This is a genomic window from Sphingomonas sp. NBWT7 (genome assembly GCF_014217605.1).
In the GTDB taxonomy this organism is placed as follows: Bacteria; Pseudomonadota; Alphaproteobacteria; order Sphingomonadales; family Sphingomonadaceae; genus Sphingomonas.
In genome coordinates this window covers 548,844-572,408 of sequence record NZ_CP043639.1, presented here as the reverse complement: position 1 = coordinate 572,408, position 23,565 = coordinate 548,844, and the positions used below count along the sequence as shown (strand labels likewise).

General features: G+C 68.9%; 23 protein-coding genes. 9 read left to right on the top strand and 14 right to left on the bottom strand.

Annotated features, from left to right (window positions below; all coding sequences use genetic code 11):
- Positions 1–5 precede the first annotated feature (5 nt).
- Both glk and eda read left to right on the top strand, forming a co-directional pair.
- Positions 6–974 (top strand): glucokinase, encoded by a 969-nt coding sequence (glk, locus tag F1C10_RS02800; protein WP_185208614.1) that lies wholly within the window; start codon positions 6–8, stop codon positions 972–974.
- Complete coding sequence (gene eda, locus F1C10_RS02795; RefSeq protein WP_185208612.1) at positions 971–1,576, top strand: bifunctional 4-hydroxy-2-oxoglutarate aldolase/2-dehydro-3-deoxy-phosphogluconate aldolase; 606 nt, start codon at positions 971–973, stop codon at positions 1,574–1,576. Before glk ends, eda begins: the two co-directional genes overlap by 4 nt.
- A gap of 50 nt (positions 1,577–1,626) precedes the next feature.
- On the opposite strand, the gene rmuC is transcribed toward eda, so the two are convergent.
- The 3 genes from rmuC to recR form a co-directional block, all read right to left on the bottom strand.
- Complete coding sequence (gene rmuC, locus F1C10_RS02790) at positions 1,627–3,012, bottom strand: DNA recombination protein RmuC (RefSeq protein ID WP_185208610.1); 1,386 nt, start codon at positions 3,010–3,012, stop codon at positions 1,627–1,629.
- 63 nt (positions 3,013–3,075) lie between these two features.
- On the bottom strand, positions 3,076–3,612 hold the full coding sequence (gene def / locus F1C10_RS02785; RefSeq protein WP_185208608.1) for a peptide deformylase: 537 nt from the start codon (positions 3,610–3,612) through the stop codon (positions 3,076–3,078).
- 31 nt (positions 3,613–3,643) lie between these two features.
- Entirely contained in the window at positions 3,644–4,240 is a 597-nt protein-coding gene (gene recR, locus F1C10_RS02780; RefSeq protein ID WP_185208606.1) for a recombination mediator RecR, read from the bottom strand.
- A gap of 56 nt (positions 4,241–4,296) precedes the next feature.
- On the opposite strand from recR, the gene fmt reads away from it, so the two are divergent.
- Complete coding sequence (gene fmt / locus F1C10_RS02775) at positions 4,297–5,220, top strand: methionyl-tRNA formyltransferase (protein ID WP_185208604.1); 924 nt, start codon at positions 4,297–4,299, stop codon at positions 5,218–5,220.
- Complete coding sequence (gene truA, locus F1C10_RS02770) at positions 5,217–5,960, top strand: tRNA pseudouridine(38-40) synthase TruA (protein WP_185208603.1); 744 nt, start codon at positions 5,217–5,219, stop codon at positions 5,958–5,960. Before fmt ends, truA begins: the two co-directional genes overlap by 4 nt.
- On the opposite strand, the gene F1C10_RS02765 is transcribed toward truA, so the two are convergent.
- The 11 genes from F1C10_RS02765 to dapA all read right to left on the bottom strand — a co-directional run bounded on the left by F1C10_RS02765 (position 5,957) and on the right by dapA (position 18,050).
- Complete coding sequence (locus F1C10_RS02765) at positions 5,957–7,147, bottom strand: class I SAM-dependent RNA methyltransferase (protein ID WP_185208601.1); 1,191 nt, start codon at positions 7,145–7,147, stop codon at positions 5,957–5,959. The genes truA and F1C10_RS02765 overlap by 4 nt on opposite strands.
- The gene (locus F1C10_RS02760; protein ID WP_185208600.1) at positions 7,138–8,511 is read right to left on the bottom strand and encodes an NAD(P)H-hydrate dehydratase; all 1,374 of its coding nucleotides are present in this window, start codon (positions 8,509–8,511) and stop codon (positions 7,138–7,140) included. The genes F1C10_RS02765 and F1C10_RS02760 overlap by 10 nt, the downstream gene beginning before the upstream one ends.
- Positions 8,508–8,918 carry a hypothetical protein gene (locus tag F1C10_RS02755; protein WP_185208598.1) on the bottom strand — a complete coding sequence of 137 codons (411 nt, stop codon included), beginning with the start codon at positions 8,916–8,918 and terminating at the stop codon, positions 8,508–8,510. The genes F1C10_RS02760 and F1C10_RS02755 overlap by 4 nt, the downstream gene beginning before the upstream one ends.
- Positions 8,899–10,620, bottom strand: a complete 1,722-nt coding sequence (gene ilvD, locus F1C10_RS02750; RefSeq protein ID WP_185208596.1) for a dihydroxy-acid dehydratase — start codon at positions 10,618–10,620, stop codon at positions 8,899–8,901. Before ilvD ends, F1C10_RS02755 begins: the two co-directional genes overlap by 20 nt.
- Positions 10,621–10,642: 22 nt before the next feature.
- The gene (locus F1C10_RS02745; RefSeq protein WP_185208594.1) at positions 10,643–10,990 is read right to left on the bottom strand and encodes a response regulator; all 348 of its coding nucleotides are present in this window, start codon (positions 10,988–10,990) and stop codon (positions 10,643–10,645) included.
- Positions 10,991–11,073: 83 nt separating this feature from the next.
- Entirely contained in the window at positions 11,074–13,464 is a 2,391-nt protein-coding gene (locus F1C10_RS02740; RefSeq protein ID WP_185208593.1) for an ATP-binding protein, read from the bottom strand.
- Positions 13,465–13,525: 61 nt separating this feature from the next.
- A complete protein-coding gene (locus tag F1C10_RS02735) occupies positions 13,526–15,625 on the bottom strand; it encodes a M13 family metallopeptidase (protein WP_185208591.1) in 2,100 nt (699 codons plus the stop codon).
- A 42-nt stretch (positions 15,626–15,667) separates the two neighbouring features.
- Positions 15,668–16,252, bottom strand: a complete 585-nt coding sequence (locus tag F1C10_RS02730) for a DUF2062 domain-containing protein (RefSeq protein ID WP_185208589.1) — start codon at positions 16,250–16,252, stop codon at positions 15,668–15,670.
- Positions 16,252–16,734 carry an SsrA-binding protein SmpB gene (smpB, locus tag F1C10_RS02725; protein ID WP_185208587.1) on the bottom strand — a complete coding sequence of 161 codons (483 nt, stop codon included), beginning with the start codon at positions 16,732–16,734 and terminating at the stop codon, positions 16,252–16,254. Before smpB ends, F1C10_RS02730 begins: the two co-directional genes overlap by 1 nt.
- Positions 16,735–16,783: 49 nt before the next feature.
- A complete protein-coding gene (locus tag F1C10_RS02720; protein ID WP_185208579.1) occupies positions 16,784–17,107 on the bottom strand; it encodes a hypothetical protein in 324 nt (107 codons plus the stop codon).
- 67 nt (positions 17,108–17,174) lie between these two features.
- Positions 17,175–18,050 carry a 4-hydroxy-tetrahydrodipicolinate synthase gene (gene dapA, locus F1C10_RS02715; protein WP_185208577.1) on the bottom strand — a complete coding sequence of 292 codons (876 nt, stop codon included), beginning with the start codon at positions 18,048–18,050 and terminating at the stop codon, positions 17,175–17,177.
- A gap of 76 nt (positions 18,051–18,126) precedes the next feature.
- Between dapA and F1C10_RS02710 the strand changes: the two genes are divergently transcribed.
- From F1C10_RS02710 to F1C10_RS02690, 5 genes are all read left to right on the top strand, one after another.
- A complete protein-coding gene (locus tag F1C10_RS02710) occupies positions 18,127–20,151 on the top strand; it encodes a lytic transglycosylase domain-containing protein (protein WP_185210030.1) in 2,025 nt (674 codons plus the stop codon).
- An 88-nt stretch (positions 20,152–20,239) separates the two neighbouring features.
- A complete protein-coding gene (gene greB, locus F1C10_RS02705; protein WP_185208575.1) occupies positions 20,240–20,722 on the top strand; it encodes a transcription elongation factor GreB in 483 nt (160 codons plus the stop codon).
- A gap of 57 nt (positions 20,723–20,779) precedes the next feature.
- Entirely contained in the window at positions 20,780–21,019 is a 240-nt protein-coding gene (locus F1C10_RS02700; RefSeq protein ID WP_185208573.1) for a hypothetical protein, read from the top strand.
- A 65-nt stretch (positions 21,020–21,084) separates the two neighbouring features.
- Positions 21,085–21,864, top strand: coding sequence for an NYN domain-containing protein (locus F1C10_RS02695; RefSeq protein WP_085809458.1), 780 nt, complete (start codon positions 21,085–21,087; stop codon positions 21,862–21,864).
- A 2-nt stretch (positions 21,865–21,866) separates the two neighbouring features.
- Positions 21,867–23,516, top strand: coding sequence for a M28 family peptidase (locus F1C10_RS02690; protein ID WP_185208571.1), 1,650 nt, complete (start codon positions 21,867–21,869; stop codon positions 23,514–23,516).
- The last annotated feature ends 49 nt before the right edge of the window (positions 23,517–23,565 follow it).

Below are 23,565 nucleotides of genomic sequence, written 5' to 3'. Positions count from 1 at the left end.
ATGCGATGGACGTCGTAGCGGTTGATATCGGCGGGACGCACGCTCGCTTCGCGATCGCCGAGGTCGCCGACGGCCGCGTCACTGCGCTTGGCGAGCCCGTCACGCTTCAGACTGCAGAACACGCCAGCCTGCAGACGGCGTGGCAGGCATTCGAGAAGAAGCTCGACCGCCCGGTACCGCGCGCAGCGGCGATCGCCGTCGCCTCGCCGATCACTGGCGACGTCATCCGGCTGACCAACAATCCGTGGGTCATCCGCCCGTCGCTGATCCCCGAGCGGCTAGGCGCGGAAACCTACACGATCGTCAACGATTTCGGCGCGATCGGCCACGCAGTAGCGCAACTCCCCGCCGCCGCCTTCGAGCATCTGTGCGGCCCCGATACGCCGCTGCCCGAGCGCGGCGTCACCACGGTGTGCGGTCCAGGTACCGGATTGGGTGTTGCGCAGGTTTTCCGAACCGATGCCGGCTATCACGTCCTGCCGACCGAGGGCGGGCACGTCGACTATGCGCCGCTCGATCCGATCGAGGACGCGATCCTGAAGCGCCTGCGCCGCACCTTCACGCGCGTGTCGGCCGAGCGGATCTGCGCCGGGCCCGGCATCGTCGCGATCTACGAGACGCTAGCCGAGATGGAGGGGCGGCCCGTGCCGACGCGCGACGACAAGGCGATCTGGCGCGAGGCGCTCGAGGGCACGGATGCGATCGCCCTCGCCGCGCTCGATCGCTTCTGCCTCGCGCTTGGCGCCACCGCCGGGGATCTCGCGCTGGCGCACGGCGCGAACGGCGTCGTCATCGCCGGCGGGCTCGGCCTGCGCATCAAGGACCGGCTGATCCGATCGGGTTTCGACCAGCGCTTCGTTGCCAAGGGGCGGTTTCAGTCGATGATGGCCGGCATCCCGGTCAAGCTCATCACCCATCCGCAGCCGGGCCTGTTCGGGGCGGCGGCCGCCTTCGCGCAGGAACATGGCGCATGACCACGATCGACGACATCATGCGCACCGCGCCCGTCATTCCCGTCTTGGTGATCGACGATCTTTCGGCGGCGCGGCCGCTTGCCGAGGCGCTCGTCGCCGGTGGGCTCTTCGTGCTTGAAGTAACGCTGCGCACACCCGCCGCGCTCGACGCGATCCGCGAGATGAAGCGTGTGCCCGGCGCGATCGTCGGCGCCGGCACCGTCGTCTCGGTCGAGCAGTTCGAGGCGGTGATGGACGCCGGCGCCGAGTTCATCGTATCTCCCGGGCTGACCGAGCGGCTCGCCGCGCCGATCGTCGCCAGCGGCGTGCCCTATCTCCCCGGCGTTGCGACGGCGGGTGACATCATGCGCGGGCTCGACCTCGGGCTGACGCATTTCAAGTTCTTCCCGGCGGAAACGTCGGGCGGCCTAAAGGCGCTCAAGGCGCTCGCCGCTCCCTTCTACCAGTGCCGCTTCTGCCCCACCGGCGGCATCACTGAGGACACCGCCACGACGTGGCTCGCGTTCGATCGCGTGCTGTGCGTGGGTGGCAGCTGGGTCGCCGGCGGCACACCGGAGGAAATAGAGGCCAAGGCGCGCGCCGCCTCTACGTTGCGCGGATAACACCCTCGCCGTCGACTCCGTCGGCGCCCTGACGGCGTATCGGAGAATCCCTACTCCGCTGCCTCGTCCATGCCGCCGACCAGCTTGGTCAGCGCGCGTGCATTCTGCTCGCCGACCGGCAGCGACTCGATGCTCTTGCCAGCAGTGTCGATCTTGAGCGTCTCGAAGCGCCGCGCCTGCGTCAGCACCTGCGATTCAAGACTGCCGACGAATTGGTTGTACGCGCTCATCGCGGTGTCGAGGTTCTTGCCGAGCTTCGCGACATGGCCCCCCATCGTCGCCAGGCGCGCGTAGAGATCCTTGCCGAGCTGCGCGATTTCTCGCGCCTCCTTCGCCAGCATCTCCTGCCGCCATACCGCCGCGACGGTGCGAGCGATCGCGATCAGGTTGGTCGGCGTGGCGAGCAGCACCTTGCGCTCGAACGCATAGTCCCACAGCACCGGATCGTGCTCGAGTGCCGCGGACAGGAAATGCTCACCCGGCACGAACATCACGACATAGTCGGGCGCATCGTCGAACTGGTTCCAATAGGCCTTGGCGCCCAACCCGTTAACGTGCGCGCGCATCGCAGCCGCATGCGCCGTCAACCCGGCGAGCCGTTCGGTTTCGTCGACCGCACCGAACGCGTCCTGATAGGCGTTGAGCGACACCTTGGCATCGATCACTAACGATTTGCCGCCGGGTATGCGCACGATCACGTCGGGGCGAAAACGCGCGCCGTCAGCATCGGTCACCGACACTTCGGTCGCGAAATCGGCGTGTTCGGACAGCCCGCAACTCTCCAGCACGTTGCGCAGCTGCTGCTCGCCCCAGCGGCCGCGCGCCTTTGGTGCATTGCGCAACGCGTTGACGAGCTTGGCGGCTTCGCTCCGCACCGACTCCTGCCCGACGCGCATCTGCTCGATTTGTCCGCGCAGCTCCCCGAAGGCGTCGCGCCGCTCCGCCTCGACCTTGGCGACCCCCTCCTCGTAACGTTGCAGACGATCACTGACCGGCTGGAGCATCGCGCGAAGATTCTGTCCGGCGGTCTCTTCCGATTCGCGAAACCGCTCGGTGGCGCGTTGCAGGAAGCGGTCCTGCGCTTCGGCGAGCAAGGTCTGGCCGACCTGGCTGAACTGCGCCGTTAGCGCATCCTTCGCCTCGCGCAGCTCGGCCAGCCGCGCATCGAACCCGCGCGCCTCGGCCTCGAGCCGCGCAACGTCGCCACGCGCGCCGTCGCGGTCGGCGCGAACCGCCGCCAGTTCGGCGCGGAGGCTGTCGGCCGTTCGTGCGCGCTCCTCCACGCCGGCGAGATCGACGATCGCGCGCTTGGCCTCCTCGGCGCGCGCGTCGCGCTCGGCACGCAGCACGACAACGCCGCGGCTCGCGAGCCACCAACCCGCCGCGAGACCGGCGAGCAGCGCGAGGATCACGAAAACGACAACGACCGGATCCACACCGCACCCCGCACAAGAACGAAGCGCGAACCTACCCGCCGCTAAGCGTGCGGGCAAGCGCGATCAGGCGGCGTTCTTGCGCATCTTCGCCAGCTTCTTGAGCAGCATGTCGCGCTTCAAACGCGTGATATGGTCGATAAAGAGAACACCGTTCAGATGGTCGATCTCGTGCTGCATGCACGTCGCCATCAGCCCGCTCATCTCTTCCTCGTGTCGCGCCCCTTCGAGGTCGAGCCACGCGACGCGGCAGCTCGCGGGCCGCTCGACCTCGGCATATTGCTCGGGGATCGAGAGGCACCCCTCGCTATAGCGCGACGTTTCCTCGGATACCGAGACGAGCTCCGGATTGATGAACACCTTCGGATCACGAACGGCTTCGGGCTTCTCCTCGTCCTCGGTGACGCGCTCCTGAAGGTCGATCACCACCACGCGGCGCGCGACGCCAACCTGGATCGCGGCCAGCCCGATCCCGCGGGCGTCGTACATCGTGTCGATCATGTTGTTGGCGAGCTGACGCACGTCATCGTCGATCGTCTCGACGGGGGCGCAGACGAGGCGAAGACGCGGATCGGGAATCTCGACGATGGGAAGTACGGCCATGCGCGCCAGATATTGGTCGCGCGCCGCCGAATCAAGCTACGGGACGTCGGGCCCGCAGCGCCTGCGCCAGCGTCCCCTCATCGAGATAATCGAGCTCGCCCCCCACCGGCAGCCCGTGCGCCAATTGGGTGAGGCGCACCGGGAAACGCTCGAGCCGCTCGGCGATGTAGTGGGCAGTGGTCTGTCCTTCGAGCGTCGCATTCATCGCCAGCACCACCTCGTCGATCCCGCCCGCCTCGATCCGCCGGACGAGTTGGTCGATCGCAAGATCCTCCGGCCGCACGCCCTCCAGCGCCGACAGCCGCCCGCCGAGCACGTGGAATCGCCCCGGGAACAGGCGCGAGCGATCAAGCGCCCACAGGTCCGCGACCTCCTCCACCACACACAGCGCGCGCGCGTCGCGTCGCGCATCGGCGCAGATTGCGCACGGATCGGTGGTGTCGACGTTGCCGCATATCGAACAGGTGGCGAGCCGCTCGTCTACCGCCTGCAGCGCCGCGAGCAGAGGGATCAGCGCGCCTTCGCGCTTCTTGACGAGATGCAGCACCGCCCGCCGTGCCGACCGCGGCCCGAGGCCAGGCAGCCGCGCCAGCGCGCCCGTCAGCGCCTCGATCTCCTGTGATGCCATCGAGGGAACAGATAGGGGGTTGCGTCGGACCGCGCCAGCGCGTTGAAGCGCGCGCCATGCGGATCGTCTTCATGGGTACGCCCGAATTCGCGGTGCCGGCGCTCGACGCGCTGGTTGCGGCGGGGCACGACATCGTAGCTGCCTACAGTCAGCCGCCGCGCCCAGGCGGCCGGCGCGGTCGCGCACTCGTCCCCTCCCCCGTCCATCAGCGCGCCGAGGCGCTCGGCATTTCGGTACGCACGCCCACGTCGCTGCGTGGTGCGGCGGAGCAGGAGGCGTTCGCCGCTCTAGGCGCAGACGTCGCGGTGGTCGCCGCCTATGGCCTCATCCTGCCGCAGCCGATCCTCGCTGCGCCGCGCCATGGCTGCCTCAACATCCACGGCTCGCTCCTGCCGCGCTGGCGCGGCGCGGCGCCGATCCACCGCGCGGTGCTCGCCGGCGACGTCGAGACGGGTGTCGGCATCATGCAGATGGAAGCGGGGCTCGATACCGGCCCTGTCCGGCTCGAGGGCCGAACTTTGATCGGCGGCAAGACGACCGGCGAGCTCAGTGCCGAGCTCGCCGCGATGGGCGCGGCGCTGATGGTGACGGTGCTCGCCGATCTCGACGCCTATCCGCCGGTCGCGCAGCCCGACGGCGGCATCACCTACGCCGCCAAGGTCGCCAAGGAGGAATTGCGGGTCAACTTCAAGCAGGAGGCCGCCGCGGTCGAGCGGCAGCTGCGCGCCTTCAATCCGCCCGGCGCGTGGATCGACGTTTCGGGCGAGCGGATCCGCCTGCTTGCCGCTGACGTAGTCGAGTCGTCGGATCAGGCGAACGACGGCACTGCCAAGCCGGGCGTCGTGCTCGATGACCGTCTCACCATCGCCTGCGCGCCCGGTGCCATCCGCCCGACGCTGGTGCAACGCGCCGGTCGCGGCGTGATGTCTGTCGACCAACTACTGCGCGGCTTCGCCATTCCCGTTGGCATGCGATTGTGACGCGTTACGCGCTGACGGTCGAGTTCGACGGCCGCCCCTTCATGGGCTGGCAGCGGCAGGATCACGGCCCCAGCGTGCAGCAGGCGATCGAGGACGCCGCCTTTGCCGTCACCGGTGAGCGCACGACCGTCCACGCGGCGGGGCGCACCGATGCCGGCGTCCACGGCGCGGCGATGCGCGCGCACCTCGATATCGCCAAGCCGATCGGTGCGTTCCGCCTTGGCGAAGCGCTCAACGCGCGGCTGCGCCCCGCCCCCGTCGCGGTCCTCGCCTGCACCGAGGTCGCCGACGATTGGCACGCGCGTTTCTCGTGCACCGGACGCGCGTACGAATATCATATCGTCAACCGCCGCGCGCCGCTCACCTGGCAGAAGGGGCTTGCGTGGCACGTCGCGCAGCCGCTCGACGCCGCGGCAATGCACGCCGCGGCGCAGGCGCTGGTGGGGCTGCAAGATTTCACCACCTTCCGTTCGGCGCGCTGCCAGGCGGCGAGTCCGGTCAAGACGCTCGACCGGCTCATTGTCACGCGCACCGGCGATCGCATCACGATCGCGGCGGCGGCACGCTCGTTCCTCCACCATCAGGTGCGCTCGATGGTGGGCAGCATCGCGCAGGTTGGGCTCGGGCGTTGGAGCGCGGACGATCTGCGCAATGCGTTGGAGGCACGCGACCGCGCCCGCCTCGGGCTCAACGCGCCGCCCGACGGGCTCTACTTCGTAGCCGCCAGTTACCCCGCTTAGGGACGCTTGCTAAGGCTTGCCGCCAGCTCGACGTGCGTCGACCAGCGGAACTGGCCGACCGGCTGAATCCAGTCGACCGTCCAGCCGCCGGCCACCATCGTCTTGATGTCGCGTGCGAAGCTGCTCGGATTGCACGACACGTAGGCGAGCTTCGGGCCGCGCGCCGCCGCGATCGCCGCCGCCTGCTCCTTCGCGCCGGCGCGCGGTGGATCGATGACGATCGCACCGAAGCGGTCGAGTTCGGCAACCGTCAGTGGCCGGCGGTACAGGTCGCGATGTTCGGTGAACACGGGCCGCTGCGCGCGCCCCGCCGCCGCCTTGAGCGCGCTGACCGGCTCCCGTCCCCCCTCCGCAGCATAGACGCGCCCCGGCAGCGCGAGCGCGAAGGTGCCAAGCCCGGCGAACAGGTCGGCGACGACACCCGCCTCACCGACGATCGCGCGCACCGCCGAAACCAGCGCCGCCTCCCCCTCGCGCGTCGCTTGCAGGAACGAGGCGGGCGGCAGGGGCACGGGGACGCCGCCTAGCGTCACCGTCACCGCCTCGGGCTCCCAGCGCACCTCGGGACCAAAGCCTTCGTCGAAGGCGATCCGCGCAAGCCGATTCGCCTCGGCAAAGGCGGTGATCGCCTCCGCCGCCTTCAACCCCTGCGGCATGATCCCGATGATCAGCAAGTCCACGCCCTGATCAGCCAGCGTCAGGTGGATATCGAGCCGCCGCTTAGGACGCAGCACGTGGATCAGGCGCCGCAGCGGCGCGACGAGCGCGAACAATTCAGGCGCCAGGACATGGCATTCCTGCAGGTCGACGATCGCGTGACTTTTCTCGATCGAGAAGCCGATCCGGCCCGACGGCTCGGCATGCAGTGTCGCGCGACGGCGCGTGCGCGGCGGCGACAGCGCCGGCGGGCGGATATCGGCCGACAGCCCCTGCGCCTCGAGCGCCCCCGCGATCCGGTCGACGATGAAGCCGCTCCAGCTTACGTCGTCGAGATGCTGCAACTGGCAGCCGCCGCACTCGGGAAAGTGGCGGCACGGCGGCGTCTGATGGTGCGCGCCCCATTCGAGCGCACCCCCCGCATCGATTCGGTCACCCGGCGCGGCGAAGGGCACCGGTCGCCCATCGCCGGTTATTCCCTCTCCGCGTGCGGCGACGCGGACGATTGTCCCGGCATCGGTCAGAGACATGCGGCGATCGCTCCCGGCAGATGGTGCGTTAGATCGTCGGCGATGAACGCCGCGCCGGCGCGGCGCGCAGCCTCGGCATGCAGCCACACTCCCTCGCTCGCCGCGTCGAGCGGATCGCGGCCTGCGGCGAGCCGTGCCGCGATGGTTCCCGCCAACACGTCGCCCGTACCGGCGGTCGACAGCCAAGCTGGCGCATCGGCATGAATGATCACTCGGCCATCAGGCGCCGCGATGACCGTGTCAGCGCCCTTGAAGACCACGATGGCCTCCACCTTCCGTGCAGCGGCGAGCGCCCGGTCAAGCTTGCTGCCACCATCCTCGCCGAACAGATGTGCGAACTCGCCTGCATGCGGCGTCAGTATCGCGCGGCCGTTGAAACGCCGGCCGTCGATCTGTCGCAACGCATCGCCGTCGACGACGAGCGGGCGCCCACTTTCGAGTGCCGCGTAGAGCCGCGCCTGGGCCGCATCGCCGCTCCCCAGCCCCGGCCCGATCACGACAGCGCCGATCCGCGTGTCGGCCAATGCCTCGGCGGAAAAGCGCCGCCGGACGATGGCGTGCGGCAGCCGGTCGGTCGCGCTACCCAGCAGCAGGACGTAACCCGCACCGGCGCGCGCCGCCGCCGTTGCCGCGAGCGCGCTTGCTCCGGGCATCGATCCGGCCACCACCGTCACCGTCCCGCGCGAGTATTTATGCGCGCTCGTTGGCGGCGTGTTGAGCGATGGCGCCGCCGCGGCGCGGACCGGATCCGGCACCGATACGCCGATATCGACCACACGCGCGGTGCCGCACCGTGCCGCGGCTGGTTGCAGCACATGCGCGGGCTTGAGCGAACCGAGTGCGAACGTAAGGTCTACCGGCGGCAGATCGTTCAGGCAGTGCGCATCGTCGGTCGCAACGCCGCTCGGCAGATCGATCGCGATCGACAGTCGAGCGCTGCGCAGCAGCCGCGCGAGCGGTGCCGCGATTGCCTCGTCGAGCGGCCGGGTGAGACCGATCCCGAACAAGGCGTCGACGACGACAGGTGCCGGCTCCGCCGCGGCCAGCGCCTCGATACGCCCGCCCCAGCCCGCCCGCGCGGCGATCGCGGCCTCGCAGCGCGGCTGATCGATCGCGGCCACACGCACCGGCTGGCCGGCTTGCCGCAATGCCGTCGCGATAACGTAGCCGTCACCGCCGTTGTTGCCGGGCCCGCACAGAACGAGCACCTCGGCGCCCGCTGCAAGCCGCCGCACCTGCTCGGCCGCAGCCTGCCCGGCGCGCGTCATCAGCGCCTGCGCCGTCGTGCCTGCCGCCACCACCGCCGCCTCGGCGGCGCGCATTTCGGCTGCGCGGACGATCGGCTGCCCGTCGATCCGCGTCACTTGGCGGCGACCGTCCGCGTCGTCACGGGGAGGCGATAGTGATCGTCGCCCAGCGCCACCTCGATCTCGTCCTTCCCCACCAGCGTCACCTGCGCCGGCTCGGCGCCGTCGGCGGCAACGACGCCGCGTCCGTCGGTGGTCACCAGTAGGCGGCGGAATCCGCCGTCGGGGTGGCGCACGGTCAGCACCATGCCGCGCTCGGTCTCCGCGCGTTCGATCTCGCACACGCGCGCGAAGGCGTCGGCGCCGGCGGGCGCGCATTGCACACGGCCGTCGTCGACCGCATCGGCAGCCTGGTTGGCCTCCACCTTCGCCAGCACCTTGGTGTCGGTCTTCGCGGGACCGCACGCCGCGAGCGCGGCCACCAGCGGCACGAGCAACCGTGCGTCAGATATCCGCGTAGACATGGCGTTCGGCAGCAGCTCCCGGGTGGGTGACGGCCCCCTTGTACGCCGGCCCGACATTCTGCGCATAGCGCCACAACGCGCCTGACCCATATTCGGACACACGCGGCTGCCATGCCGCTCGGCGCTGCTCAAGCACGGCCGGTTCGACCAGCAAGTCGATCGTCCCCGCCTCGGCATCGATACGGATCGTGTCGCCATCCTCGACCAGCGCGATCGGTCCGCCCTCCGCCGCCTCCGGCCCGACGTGGCCGATGCAGAAGCCGCGCGTCGCGCCAGAGAAGCGCCCGTCGGTGATCAGCGCCACCTTCTCGCCCATGCCAAGGCCGTAGAGCGCCGCCGTGGTCGACAGCATTTCGCGCATGCCCGGCCCGCCCTTGGGCCCTTCGTAGCGGATGATGACCACCTCACCCTCCTGGATCTGGCGATGCTCGACTGCCTTGAACGCATCCTCCTCGCAATCGAAGCAACGCGCCGGCCCCTCGAACTGCAACCGGTGCATGCCCGCGACCTTGACGATCGCCCCGTTCGGCGCAAGCGATCCGCGCAGCCCGACGACGCCGCCCGTAGGCGTGATCGGCGTCTTCGCGTCGTAGATCACCTTCTGGTCGGGGTTCCACGTCACCTGATCGATGTTCTCGCCCAGCGTCTTGCCGGTGACCGTCATGCACTCGCCATGCAGCAGACCCTCGGCAAGCAGCGACTTCATCAGCATGTACGCGCCGCCGGCCTCGTACATGTCCTTCGCGACATATTGCCCGCCGGGCTTCAGGTCGGCGCAATAGGGCGTCGACTTGAAGATCTCGGCGACGTCGAACAGGTCGAACTGGATCCCCGCCTCGTGCGCCATCGCCGGCAGGTGAAGCGCGCCATTGGTCGATCCGCCCGTCGCGGCGACGATGCGCGCCGCATTCTCGAACGCTTCGCGCGTGCAGATGTCCCGCGGGCGGATATTGCGCGCGAGCAACTCCATCACCTGCGCACCCGCCGCCACCGCGATCTGCTCGCGCGTCGTATACGGCGCGGGCACCATGTTGCTGTTCGGTAGCGACAATCCGATCGCCTCGCCGACGCAAGCCATGGTGTTGGCAGTATACTGCCCGCCGCACGCGCCATGCCCCGGACACGCGACCTTCTCGAGCGCGTGCACCTCCTCGATCGGGCAGGTGCCGGCGGCGTAGCGGCCAACCACCTCGAACACGTCGACGACGGTCACGTCGCGGTCCTGGAAGCGGCCGGGCAGAATCGATCCGCCGTAGACGAAGATCGACGGTACGTTGAGCCGCAGCATCGCCATCATCATGCCCGGCAGCGACTTGTCGCACCCGGCAAAGCCGACCAGCGCGTCGTAGCAATGCCCGCGCACGGAGAGTTCGACCGAATCGGCGATCACCTCGCGGCTGACGAGGCTCGCCTTCATCCCCTGGTGGCCCATCGCGATCCCGTCGGTCACCGTGATGGTATTGAAGCGACGCGGCATCCCGCCGCCCTGCTCAACCCCGCGCCGCGCTGCGTCGGCCTGCGCGTCGAGCGTCGTGTTGCACGGCGCGCTGTCGTTTCCCGCGCTCGCGAGCCCGACGAACGGCCGCGCGATCTCCTCCTCGCTCAGCCCCATCGCGTAGTAATAGCTGCGATGCGGCGCCCGCTCGGGGCCGACGGATACATGGCGGCTCGGCAACCGCGACTTGTCGAAGGTGTTCGTCATGGCGCCCCAGCGCCTATGCCGCTTACGCCAGCGCGTCGAGCGCCTTTTCCACGCCGTCCATCGTGAACGGCTTCTGCAGGATCGGACGATCGCGATATTCGTCGGCGATCATGTCGTCCGCCCCGCCGGTGGCGAAGACGAAGGGGATGTCGCGCTCGGCCAGCGCCGCGGCGATCGGCCAGCTCTTCTCGCCGCCGCGCAGATTGACGTCGAGGATCGCGCAATCGACCTCTCCCGCCTCGACCATCGGCAGCGCCGCCGACACGCTATCCGCAGTGCCGGCGCACTGCCGGTCGAGCGCCTCGAGGAAATCTTCGAGCATCATGGCGATGAGCGGCTCGTCCTCGACGAGCAGTACGCGACTATTCATGCGTCGCCCTTAAAGGCGCCGTACCGTCCTCGCAACGGCCTGTTGGCGGTGCGATCCGTCGCGTTACGGGGCACCTGTGTCGGCTACGTCGCCGCCAGCGCCTCGCGCGCCGCAGCGGCCAGTTGCTGCACCGAGAACGGCTTGGGAATGAAGGCGACGTTGTCGAGATCGATCGACTTGCGCAGCTGCTCCTCGGCATAACCGGACATGAACAGGATCGGTAGGTCGGGATAGCGGGCGCGCACGTGGCGCGCCATCGTCGGACCGTCCATCGCGGGCATGACGACGTCGGAGACGAGCAGGTCGAAGCGCGGATGCTCCGCAATGAGTTCGAGCGCGACCTCGCCATTCTCCGCGGTCAGCACGGTATAGCCCTGCCGCGTCAGCGCGCGCTCCGCGACGGCGCGCACCATATCCTCGTCCTCGACCAGCAGAACCGTTCCCGTGCCCCACATTTCCGCTGGCTTCGGCTTCGCCGCCGGCTTGCGCGGCGCGACGGGCTCGCCACGCGCGTGCACCGGGAGATAGATGGTGAAGCTCGCCCCCTGCCCCGGCTTCGAATCGGCGAAGATATAGCCGCCCGATTGCTTAACGATGCCGTAGACGGTCGACAACCCGAGCCCGGTTCCCTTGCCCACTTCCTTGGTAGTGAAGAACGGCTCGAAGATCTTCGGCAGAATATCCGGCGGGATGCCCGATCCCGTGTCCGATATCTCGAGCGCGGTATAATCGCCCGCGGGCATGATGTCCGGCCCCCGCCGGCGCACCTCGACGATCGTCGCCGAACGCGTCTGGATCGTCAGCTTGCCGCCGCCGTGCGGATGCTTGGCGAGCATCGCGTCGCGCGCATTGACGGCAAGGTTGACGACCACCTGTTCGAGCTGCCCGGGATCGGCACGCACCGGGCCCAGATCGCGGCCGTGGCGCACCTCCAGCGTCACCGTCTCGCCCAGCAGCCGCTTCAACAGGTTCGACACCTCCGACACGACGTCGGGCAGTTGCAGCACCTGCGGACGCAGCGTCTGCTGGCGCGAGAAGGCGAGCAGCTGCCGCGTCAATCCCGCCGCACGGTTCGAATTGTTCCGGATCTGCTGAATGTCGTCGTAATCGCTGTCACCGGGCGAGTGGCGCATCAGCATCAGGTCGCAGTGCCCGATGATCGCGGTCAGGATGTTGTTGAAATCGTGCGCGACACCGCCGGCGAGCTGACCGACCGCCTGCATCTTCGTCGCCTGCGCGACCTCGCGCTTGAGGCGCGATTCCTCGCTATTGTCCTTGAGGCTGAGCACCACCGCCGCCTCGCCCAGCCCGCGCGCGCCGGCGATCGAGAGCACCACCGGTTCGTCGGGATGATCGCGCAGCCGCACCGCCATGTCGGCCGCGTGCGCCGCACCGCCGCCGGCGAAGCGCCGCACCGCATCGGCGACCGCCGCCTTGTCCTCGCGCATGACGAGGTCGCCCGGGTAGAGCGGCGGCGCCGCCTTATCGACCGCCGCGGCACGCAGGAATGCGTCGTTCATCTCGAGGAAGCGGCCGTCGCGATCGACCAGCGCAATGCCCAGCGGCATCATCTGCACCAATGTGCGGATATGATCGGTCGTGCCCCCTGCGATCGCGCGCGGCATCTCTTCCTCGTCGAGCAGCGCGACGAGGATCGGCGCCTCGGGCCGATCGGCGAACGGCACCTGGACGAGGCGCAGCGGATTGCCGTCGAGCCCCTCGCGCTCGAACCGGATCCTGCCGCGTCCGTCGGTGATCAGGCAGCGCGCGAAATCCTGGCCGATCAACGCCGCTTCGCCCCGCCCTGCGGCGCGCGCGCCCAGCACCGGATCCGCCGCCAGCACCCGGCCCTCGGGCGTCATCAGCGCGGCCATGATCCCCGCTTCCGCCAATCGACGACCCAGCGCGCCGGAGAGCGCCGTCGCGAGCGCGCGGCTGTCGTCCGCCTCCGCCGTCGAGGCGGCGCGCCACAGCAGCAGATCCTGCTGATGCCCCGTGCGTACGACCTCGATCGAAACCGATCGCGTCCCGACAGCGACGCGCTCGAGCCGCGCCCGGCCGTCACGCCACGCCGCGCGCCCGATGTCCGACAGGGCGCCGACCCCGGCCACGTCGATCGGCAGCGCCGGCGGGGTCGGGAGGCCGTCGAACAGCGCTTCGTAGCGGTCGTTGGCGCAAACTAGGCGCCCGGCGCGGTCAGTGATCGCGATCGCGTCGCCGCTTTCTTCCGCCAGCGTGCGGACCAGATGCCAATCGATCTCGGCAGGGGCAGGCGCTGCCACCGGCGCCAGAAGATGATGGGCGATCACGCCGCCGCCAAGCACGATCGCCGCCGCAACGAAGCCGAGCGCAACGACCGCGTCACCGACCAGCCACAGGACGAGCAACGCGGCGACAACGCCAGCGCCCAGCGCCACGGCTAGCGCCCCCCGCGGGGTCAGTCGGTGCAGCTCGGGAGGGGGAAGCGTCGCCATCGCTTCCCCGTCCTTCCGCCCCCGCCGCCCCGCGGTCAAGCCGGCGGCGGCGATCGTCCGATCACCAGATGCGAACGCGCTGCTGATCGGTCAGGTACAGCTTCTGCCCGGGCTTGGCATTGAACGCCGCATACCAGGGGTCGAGATTACGCACGATATCGGCGCGCTGCATCCCGGGCGAGTGCGGATCGGACAGTAGCAGCTGGCGAAGCATCGGCTCGCGATACTTCGTCCGCCACACCTGCGCCCAGCCGAGATAGAAGCGCTGATCGCCGCTGACGCCGTCGATCACCGGCGCGGGCTTGCCGTTCAGCGACCGATGATAGGCGTCGATCGCCACCGTCAGCCCCGCGAGATCGGCGATATTCTCGCCCAGGGTCAGTCCGCCCTGCACGTGCTGGCCGGGCAGCGGCTCATAGCCGTCATATTGCGCGACGAGCCGATCGGTGAAGGTCTTGAACCGCGCGACGTCCTGCGCCGTCCACCAGTCGGTGAGCTTGCCGGTCGCGTCGTACTTGCGGCCCTGATCGTCGAAATGGTGGCTGATCTCGTGGCCGATCACCGCGCCGATGCCACCGTAGTTGACTGCCGGATCGGCCTTCGGATCGAAGAACGGCGGCTGCAGGATCGCGGCCGGAAACACGATCTCGTTCATCGTCGGGTTGGCGTAGGCGTTGATCGTCATCGGCGTCATGAACCACTCGCCGCGATCGATCGGCTGGCCGAGCTTGCTCAGATTGCGCTGGAACTCGAACTCCGTCCCGCGTGCGACGTTGCCGACCAGGTCGTTGCGGCGGATCTCAAGCGCCGAATAGTCGCGCCACGTCTCGGGATAACCGATCTTGGGCGTGAACGCGGCTAGCTTCGCCAGCGCCTTCTGCTTGGTTTCCGGCGCCATCCACTCGAGCTTCTTCAGCCGATCGCCCATCGAGACGATGACGTTGCGCACCAGCGCGTCCGCCGCCGCCTTCGCCTCGGGCGGGAAATAGCGCGCAACATAGGCCTTGCCGACATCCTCACCCAGCTGATCGCTGACGAGGTCGACGCCGCGCTTCCAGCGCGCCTGCTGCTGCGGCGTACCGGCGAGCTCGGTGCCGTAGAAAGCGAAGCGCGCATCGTCGAAATCCTTCGACAGATAGCGTGCGTAGCTCGACAGCATGCGCAGCATCAGGTGATCCTTCAGCACCGGCAACGGCGTGTCGTTCCACACCTTGGCCTCGCCGACGAAGGCGCTCGGCTGGGCGACGAGCAGCGTCGCGTTCGTCGGAATGCCCGCCGCCTTGAAATGCTCGGCCCAGGGATAGCCGGGTGCCCGCGTGTTGAGATCGGCGAAGCTCAGCTTGTTGTACGTCTTGTCCGCATCGCGGCTCTCGACGCGCGTCCAATGCGCCGTCGCCAGCCCCTTCTCCATCGCCACCACCGCCGCGGCACGCGCCTCGGCGTTCGGCTCGCCCGCCAGCGTCAGCATCTGCGCCAGATACGCCTGGTACGCGGTGCGGTTGGCGGCGAGCTTGGCGTCGTCCTTCAGATAATAGTCGCGGTCGGGCAGCCCGAGCCCCGACTGGCTGAACGCGACGGCATAGGTGTCGGGCGCCTTGTCATCCTGGCTGACGTAGGTGCTCCACAGCGTGCCGACGCCGCGCCGCTGCATCCGCCCTGCCTCCGCGGCAAGCGCCGCCTTGCTCGGCGCCGCCTTGATCGCTGCGATCCACGGCTTCACCGGGGTCACGCCCTTGGCGTTCGCGCCGGCCTCGTCGAGGAAGCTCGCGTAGAAATCGCCCGACTTGCTGCCCGGCTGGCGGCTCTGCTCCTCTAGGATCGTGCGCGTCTGCTCGCGCGACAGGTCCTGCAGCACGTTGAACATGCCGTAGGTCGAGCGGTCCGCCGGGATCTGCGTCGTCCGGTTCCACGTACCGTTGGCATAGTCGTAGAAATCGTCGCCCGGCGTGACGCTGGTGTCGCGGCCCGCCATGTCGAAACCGAAAGTGCCGATCTGCGGCTTGTTGGCGTCGGCCGGCGCGACAGTGCCGGCGGCTGCCTTACCGACCGTTGCGGTTTGCGCCGCTGTCGGTGCGGCAACGGGCGCCCGCGTCGTAGTTTGGGCGATGGCGGCCACGGCGGTGGTCGAAAGGATGGCCGCGACGATGTACGATGAACGCATGGATACAATGCCTTCGTTGGGGAAGGCGCGTGTTCTATCCGCTTAAGACGCCTCGTCAATGTGGTTGCGGATGTGACGATGCCGCCACTTGCGCGCGATCCACAGACGCCAGCCGAGCGCCGACAGCGCATAGCCCGCCGCCGAGAGGACCACCGTGACGATCAGCAGCCCGAGCGCGGTGGCGGGCGCCGCGTCGGACATCAGCCACTGCATCCAGCTCGATTGCGCGGCATCGTGCGCCGCCTTGCTGACGGGGTCGCCCGGCAACGCCTGATCCAGCCGCAGTGACCATTTGCCGATATAATAGGCCGCGACCCACAGCGGCGGCGTCGTCAGCGGATTGGTGATGAACGTCGTCAGCGCGGCGGCCGGAATATTCGCGCGCACCGGCAGCGCGAGCAGCGCGGAGAACGGGATCTGCGCGACGGGAAAGAGGATGCCCGTCACCATGCCGAGCGCGACGCCGCGCGGCACCGATCGCCGCGTGAAGCGCCACAGCGCCGGCGCGAGCACGCGATGCGCGACGGGGCGCAGCATCCGGCTCTGCTCCATCGATTCGCGCGTCGGCAGGTTCCGGTGGCACCAGCCCGCGAACCGCTGCCAGATCGACGGCGGCCGCGCCGCCATCAGCCGCGCTCGCGCATGATTCGCGCCGCGTCGCGCTTCCAGTCGCGCTCCTTGATATGCTCGCGCTTGTCGTGCGCCTTTCTGCCCTTCGCCAACGCCAGCTCCACCTTGGCGCGCCCCTGCCCGTTGAAGTAGATCATCAACGGAACCAGCGTCATGCCGTCGCGCGCAACCGCGCCGTGCAGCTTGTTTACCTCGCGCTCGTGAAGCAGCAGTTTACGCGGCCGCTTGGGCTCGTGATTGAAGCGATTGCCGTGGCTGAATTCGGGGATGTTCGAATTGATTAGCCACACACCGCCGTCGTTCACCTCGGCGTAGCTCTCCGCGATCGACCCTTCGCCGAACCGCAGACTCTTCACCTCGGTGCCCGTCAGGACGATCCCCGCCTCGTACTTGGTGTCGATCTCATAGTCGAAACGCGCGCGGCGGTTTTCCGCGACGATCTTCTTCTTGTCGAAGGTGGCTGGCTTGGGACGCGACATGGGACGCGCGATGTAGGGCGTCGCATCCCGCGTGGGAAGCCGCGTCCTTCTAGGGTTTGCTGCGGCCCAGCGGAATGCGCAGCCGGATCATCGCGCGGTTGATCACGCCGCCCTGCGCATCCGCCCCCTGCTCGACTTCGGCCGCGACCCGCCCGACGCCGGCGATCGTCGTTTCTGCCTTGGGCGGCGTGCGATCGGCGGCGAAGCGTCCGGGCAGCGGCTTCAGGCGATACGTGTCATTGGGCGGGGCACATACCACGATATCCTCGCCGGGCTGTGCGACGGGGCAGGACCGCTCGGTCGCTCGGCGCGGCGGCACGGGCGCGGGCGGGCCAGCAATCACCTGCAGCGCGAGCATCATCCAACCCGCCACTGCCGTCTCCCACCTGCGTCACCGCAAGCTGCGCAGCCATTGCGGCGCCATTACGGCGGGGCGGCGGTCAGGCCAGTCCGGCGTGTGCGAGCCCTGCATCCGCCGCGGCGCGCGCCGCTTCGCTTGGCCACGTCATCGGCAACCGGAGGCCGGCGGGAAAGCCGGAGCGGACCTTCGTCATCGCGTATTTGACTGGCCCCGGCGACGCATCGGAGAACAGTGCGGTGTGGAGCGCGAACAGCCTGTCGTGGAGCGCCAGCGCGTCCGCGCCCGTCCCCGCCGCCTGGAAATCCGCGCACAGCCGCGGCGCGACGTTGGCGCTCACCGAGATACAGCCCGCGCCGCCCACCGCATTGTACGCCAGCGCCAGGTCGTCGTTGCCCGACAGCTGGCAAAAACCGTCGCCCAGCGCCGCGCGATGCTGCGACACGCGTGGCAGCACGCCGCTCGCGTCCTTCACCGCGACGAACACCTTCGGGAAAGCAGACACGATGCGGATCAGCGTTTCGGGCAGGATATCAGTCACCGTCCGCGCCGGCACGTTGTACAGCACGATCGGTACCGCCGAGCTTGGCGCCAACGCCGCGAAATGCTGGAAGATGCCTTCCTGCGACGGGCGATTGTAATAGGGCGGCACCATCAATGCGGCGTCGGCGCCCGCCGCCTTTGCCGCAGCGATATTCTCCGCCGCGACGCGCGTGTCGTTCGATCCCGCCCCCGCGATCACCGGCACGCGCCCGCGCGCCTGATCGACGCAGACTTTCACGATCCCGAACTGCTCGTCCTTCGTCAGCGTCGCCGCCTCCCCCGTCGTGCCGCACGGCACCAGCGCCGACGATCCCTCCGCGATCTGCCATTCGATGAGCTCGCGATACGCCGCCTCGACGAAGCGGCCATCGGCGTCGAACGGCGTGACGAGCGCCGGGATCGAACCGGAAAACATGGGGGATGCTCCTGAAATCGGATAGATGCGTTGATCTGTTCAGGACAGATACGGGTTGGCCGGCTATTCTGTCCACATGGTGACAGGATTGAAATCGGGCGCGATCATCGGAATGGCTCTTGGGCTGGGCGGCGCGCTGTTCGTCGCGCAGGACCAGGACGAGGCGGCACGCACCCGCGCGGCGAACCTGTTGGGGCAGCAGACGGTGAGCGCGCAGCCCACGACGAGCTACACCGACAATGGTGCGATCGCCGCCGCCATCGCGCAGTGGCGCGCGTTGCAGCAGACCGATTCGCTGCCGTTCGACAGCTACGCCGGCTTCCTGATGGCGCATCCCGGCTGGCCCAACGAGGCAGCGAACCGCCGCGCGGCGGAGAAGCAGGCCGGCACCGGCTATGCGACGCCGGGCAGTGTCGTTGCCTATTTTCGGCGCTTCCCGCCGCAGACCGCTGGGGGCGGCGTCGCCTATGCCCGCGCGTTGCAGGCGAGCGGTGCACCTGCCGAGGCGTATGAGGCGGCGCGCACCGCGTGGCGCCGCGGGGCGCTGTCACCCGGCGATGAGGCCGCGCTGCTGACGAGCTTCGCCGGCGCGCTGCGCCCCGAGGATCACGACGCGCGCATGGATGCGCTGCTGTGGCAGGGCTCGACCGGCCTCGCGGCGCGGCAGATCGTGCTCACCTCGCCCGCACGACGTTCGCTGTTCGAGGCGCGGCTGGCGTTCCGCACCGACGCGCAGAGCGCGTCCGCGCTCGCCGCGGCGAACGATGCGATCGGCGGCAGTGACGCTGGCTATGTCGCCGACAAGGCGGTGTGGCTGCGCAACAGCGGCGCGTCGCCGAGCGCGCGCGGCTGGCTCGCCCGCGCCCGCGCGTCCGGCATGACGAAACCCGGCAACGTCGAGGAATTCTACGAGGTCCTGCTCACCAACGCGCGCGGCGCGGCGGCGGACAACCAGCATCAGACCGCCTACGACATCGCGCGCCAGGCCGACGATGCCTATCCCGCCGGCACCGACGTGTCGAAGAAGCCGTATGGCGAGCGCGACGATTATACGAGCCTCGTCTGGCTGGCCGGCCAGACCGCGCTCAACAAGCTTGGGCGGCCGGCCGATGCGATGACGATGTTCGATCGCTACGGCCGCGGCAGCCAATCGCCGCAGACCCGCGCCAAGGGCTTCTACTGGGCCGGCCGGGCCGCGGAAGCGGCGGGCCGCTCGGCGGATCGCGACGCCTTCTTCAACCGCGCCGCCGGCTATCGCGACCAATTCTACGGCCAGCTCGCGATCGAGCATTTGCGGCGCCCGCTCGTCGCGCCGCCGCCGCTCGCTCCGCGCACGATCGATCCTGCGACACGCCAGGCGTTCTTCGCACGCGAGACGGTGCGCGCGGCGCAGTTCCTTGGCGCGATCGGCCAGTATCAGGATCAATCGGCGTTCGTGAAGGTGATCGCCGGCTCGGTATCCTCCGATGCCGATCACTTCCTCTCCGACGAATTGTCGCGGACGATCCGCCGCCCCGACCTCGCGGTGATGGTGGGTCGCGCCGCGATGCAGAATGGCCTCACCGATTACAGCGCGATCGCCTTTCCGACCGTTGCCGTGCCGTCGGGGTATGACAATCAGTGGACGATGATTCACGCGATCGCCCGCCAGGAAAGCCAGTTCGATCGTGCCGCCATCTCGTCCGCCGGCGCGCGCGGGCTGATGCAGCTGATGCCCGGCACCGCGCGCGAGCAGGCGGGCAAGATCGGTCTGCCCTACGACACCGGCCGGCTGATCTCGGACACGAGCTACAATGCGCAGCTCGGCTCGAGCTATTTCAGGCGGGTGTTCGACAGCTACGGCAGCTATCCGCTCGCCGTCGCCGCCTATAACGCCGGGCCGGGCAACGTGAACAAGTGGCTGCGCGCCAACGGCGATCCGCGCACCGGCGGCGTCGACATGGTCGATTGGATCGAGGCGATCCCGTTCACCGAGACGCGCAACTACGTCCAGCGCGTTCTCGAGAACGCCGTCGTCTACGATCTCATGAATCCGTCGCGCGCGCGCAGCCGCGGGCCGGCGAACCTCAGCTGGTACCTCGGCCGCAATCGCACGGGGTAAGCCATCGCGGAGCCGGCACGAGGGATTTCAGGAACCGGAAATGACCTCACGGCATGACGGCTGCGAACGCAGCGCCTAGGACGACGCGATGGATCGCCCGAACTACATCACCCCCGCCGGCTATGCCGCGCTGCGCCAGGAATATGATCAACTCTTCGCCACCGAGCGCCCGGCGCTCGTCGAAACGATCGCCTGGGCGGCGGGCAACGGCGATCGGTCAGAGAACGGCGACTATATCTACGGCCGCAAGCGCCTGCGCGAGATCGACCGCCGGCTCGGCTTTCTGTCGCGCCGGATGAAGGCGGCGAAGGTCGTCGATCCCGCGCAGGCGCCCGACCGCACCCGCGTCTATTTCGGCGCGACCGTGACGGTTGCCGACGAGGACGATCAGCAGCGCACGCTGACGCTGGTCGGGGACGACGAAGCCGATGCGGGCACCGGGCGCATCGGCTGGAACGCGCCGTTCGCGCGTGCACTGCGCGGTGCGGCAATCGGCGACCTTCGCCGCGTTGCGCTGCCAGCGGGCGAGCGCGAATATGAGGTGATCTCCGTCAGCTATCCCGCATCCTGAACGCAACCCCATGCGCCGCCCGGCCGTTCTCCCAATCCCGCACAAGGAGTTGAGGCAATGGACGAAAATCCCCGCACCGAAAGCGCGCGCGATCACGACGACAAGGACGTGATCGAAGGCATGATCCCCGCCGGCGACGCCGATACCGGTACCAGTGGCGGCGCGCTTGGGCGTGACATCGGCTCTGCCGCCGATCTGAAGCAGATCGACGATCCCGACGGCACGACGCGCGCCACCAAGCAGGACGATATTGATGCAGGCCAGGCGTATCGCAGCGATCGCCGCGGCAACGACTGACCGGCGTCGGCGCGATTGGCCGCGGATCGATTGACGGCGGCGCGCCCAGCGCCGATGCGCCGCGCATGAGCGACGACTTCCCCACCCGCAACATCGCGCTGCTGATCGATGCCGACAATGCCAGCTGGCACGCGATCGATCCCGTGCTCACCGTTCTTGCCGAACTCGGCAGCGTCAACGTCCGCCGCGTCTACGGCAACTGGACCAAGCCGGGCCTCAAGGGCTGGCAGGACATGACGGTGAAGCACGGGATCGAACCGCAGCAGCAGTTCGATCTTACCAAGGGCAAGAACGCCACCGACATGAAGATGACGATCGATGCGATGGACCTGCTGTTCCGCGGGCGCGTCCAGGGCTTCGGCATCATGTCGTCCGACAGCGATTTCATGCCGCTGGCGACGCGCATCCGGCAGGATGGCCTGCCGGTCTACGGTTTCGGCAACGGCAATACGCCCGAGGGCTTCCGCACCGCGTGCACCCGCTTCATCGACGTCAATGCGCTGCTCGAGACAAGCAAGCCGAAGCGCGTCAAGAAGGTCGACGTGCCGATCGACCAGTCGGTGCCCCCCTCGATAGGCGCAGCACCGCCCGCCGCGGCGAAGTCGCTTGCTGGCACCGTCGACGACCCGGAACTGCTGCAACTGCTTTTCGACGCGTATGAATCGCTCAAACCAGACGCGAAGGGCTTCGTCGGCCTCTCCGCGCTCGGCCAGCGCGCGGCGAACCGCTCCAGCTTCGACGTGCGCAACTACGGCTACAAGCGCCTGTCGGACCTCGTCGACGCGATCCCCTCGATCGACATCGACCGTCGCGACAATCAGGTATTCGTTCGGTGGAAGGACTGATCATGACCCGCTTTCTCGTGTCCGCGGCGCTGGCGGCGGCGCTTGCCGTTCCCGCCACCGCGCAGCGCGCCGCCCCCGCCGAGCCGAAGACCGATCCCGCCCGCCTGTCGGACATGATGAAGACGCTCGCGTCCGATGAGTTCGGCGGCCGCTCGCCGGGTACCGATGGCGAGAAGAAGACGATTGCCTGGTCGATCGCGCAGTTCAAGGCGCTGGGGCTCGAACCCGCCGGCCCGAACGGTGCGTGGACGCAGGCGGTGCCGCTGATCCATACGCGTCTCGGCGACGGCCCGGTATCCGCCGGCGCGCTCAAGCTCGCGCAGGGCACCGATGTCGCGCTCACCACGGTGCGCCCCGATCCAGCCGTCACGATCGCCAACGCGCCGCTTGTCTTCGTCGGCTACGGCGTCAGCGCGCCCGAGGCGCAGTGGGACGATTTCAAAGGACAGGACCTGAAGGGCAAGGTTGCCGTCTTCCTCGTCAACGATCCCGATTTCGAGGCTGTTGCGGGCGACGATGCTAAGGGCCGCTTCGGCGACAAGCGCATGACCTATTACGGCCGCTGGACGTACAAATACGAGGAAGCCGCGCGGCGCGGCGCGATCGGCGCGCTGATCGTCCACGATACTGCCGGCGCCGGCTATCCATGGTCGACCGCCAATGCCTCGAACGGCGAGAATTACGACATCGTCCGGGGCGCGGATGATCCGCGCATCGCGTTGCAGGGCTGGCTCTCGGCCAATGCCGCCGCCCGCCTGTTCGCCGCCGAGAAACTCGATCTCGCCGATCTGCGCACGAAGGCGCGCAGCGCGTCGTTTCAGCCGGTCGCGATGAAGGCCCGCTTCTCCGCGCGCCTGCCCGTCACCGTGGAGCGGATCGAGAGTGCCAACGTCCTCGCCAAGATCCCTGGCCGCACCCGGCCGCAGGAAACGGTGCAGTTCGCCGCGCATTGGGACGCCTATGGCGAGGGCCCGGCGGATGCCGCCGGCAAGACGATCCGCCCCGGCGCGAACGACGACGCGCTGGGTGTCGCCGGCGTGCTTGAACTCGCACGCCTGTTCAAGGCCGGCGCCGCGCCCGATCGCACGCTCGTCTTCGCGCTGTGGACCGCGGAGGAGCGCGGCCTGCTCGGCTCCGAATGGTATGCCGCGCACCCCGTCACGCCGCTCGCCACCACCGCCGCAAACCTGACGCTCGACATCCTGCAGACAGCGGGCCGCGCCAAGGACGTGATCCTCGTCGGCGCAGGCCAGTCCTCGCTCGAGGATCTGCTTGCCGACGCCGCACGCGCGCAGGGCCGCACCGTGACCCCAGAGACCGCCAGCGAGCGCGGGCTGTTCTACCGCGCGGACCATTTCTCGGTCGTACGCCGCGGCGTGCCCTCGCTCCAGCTGATGGCATTGGGGGGAGCGAGCGACATGCGCGTCGGCGGCCGCCCCGCCGGCCAGCAGTGGCTCGACGGCTATATGGCCTGCTACCACAAGACGTGCGACGCCTGGACGCCTAGCTGGAACTTCATCGGCGCGGCCGAGGACGTCGATCTGTTCCACGCGATGGGTTCGCGGCTCGCGAAGGCGGGCACGTGGCCGGCGTGGCGTCCAACGTCGGAGTTCGTCGCGATCCGCGCGCAAACGGCGGCCGAGCGCCGCTGATGCGCTACGCCCGGCGCCGCGCGTACGCGATGCCGGGCGAACTCACCGC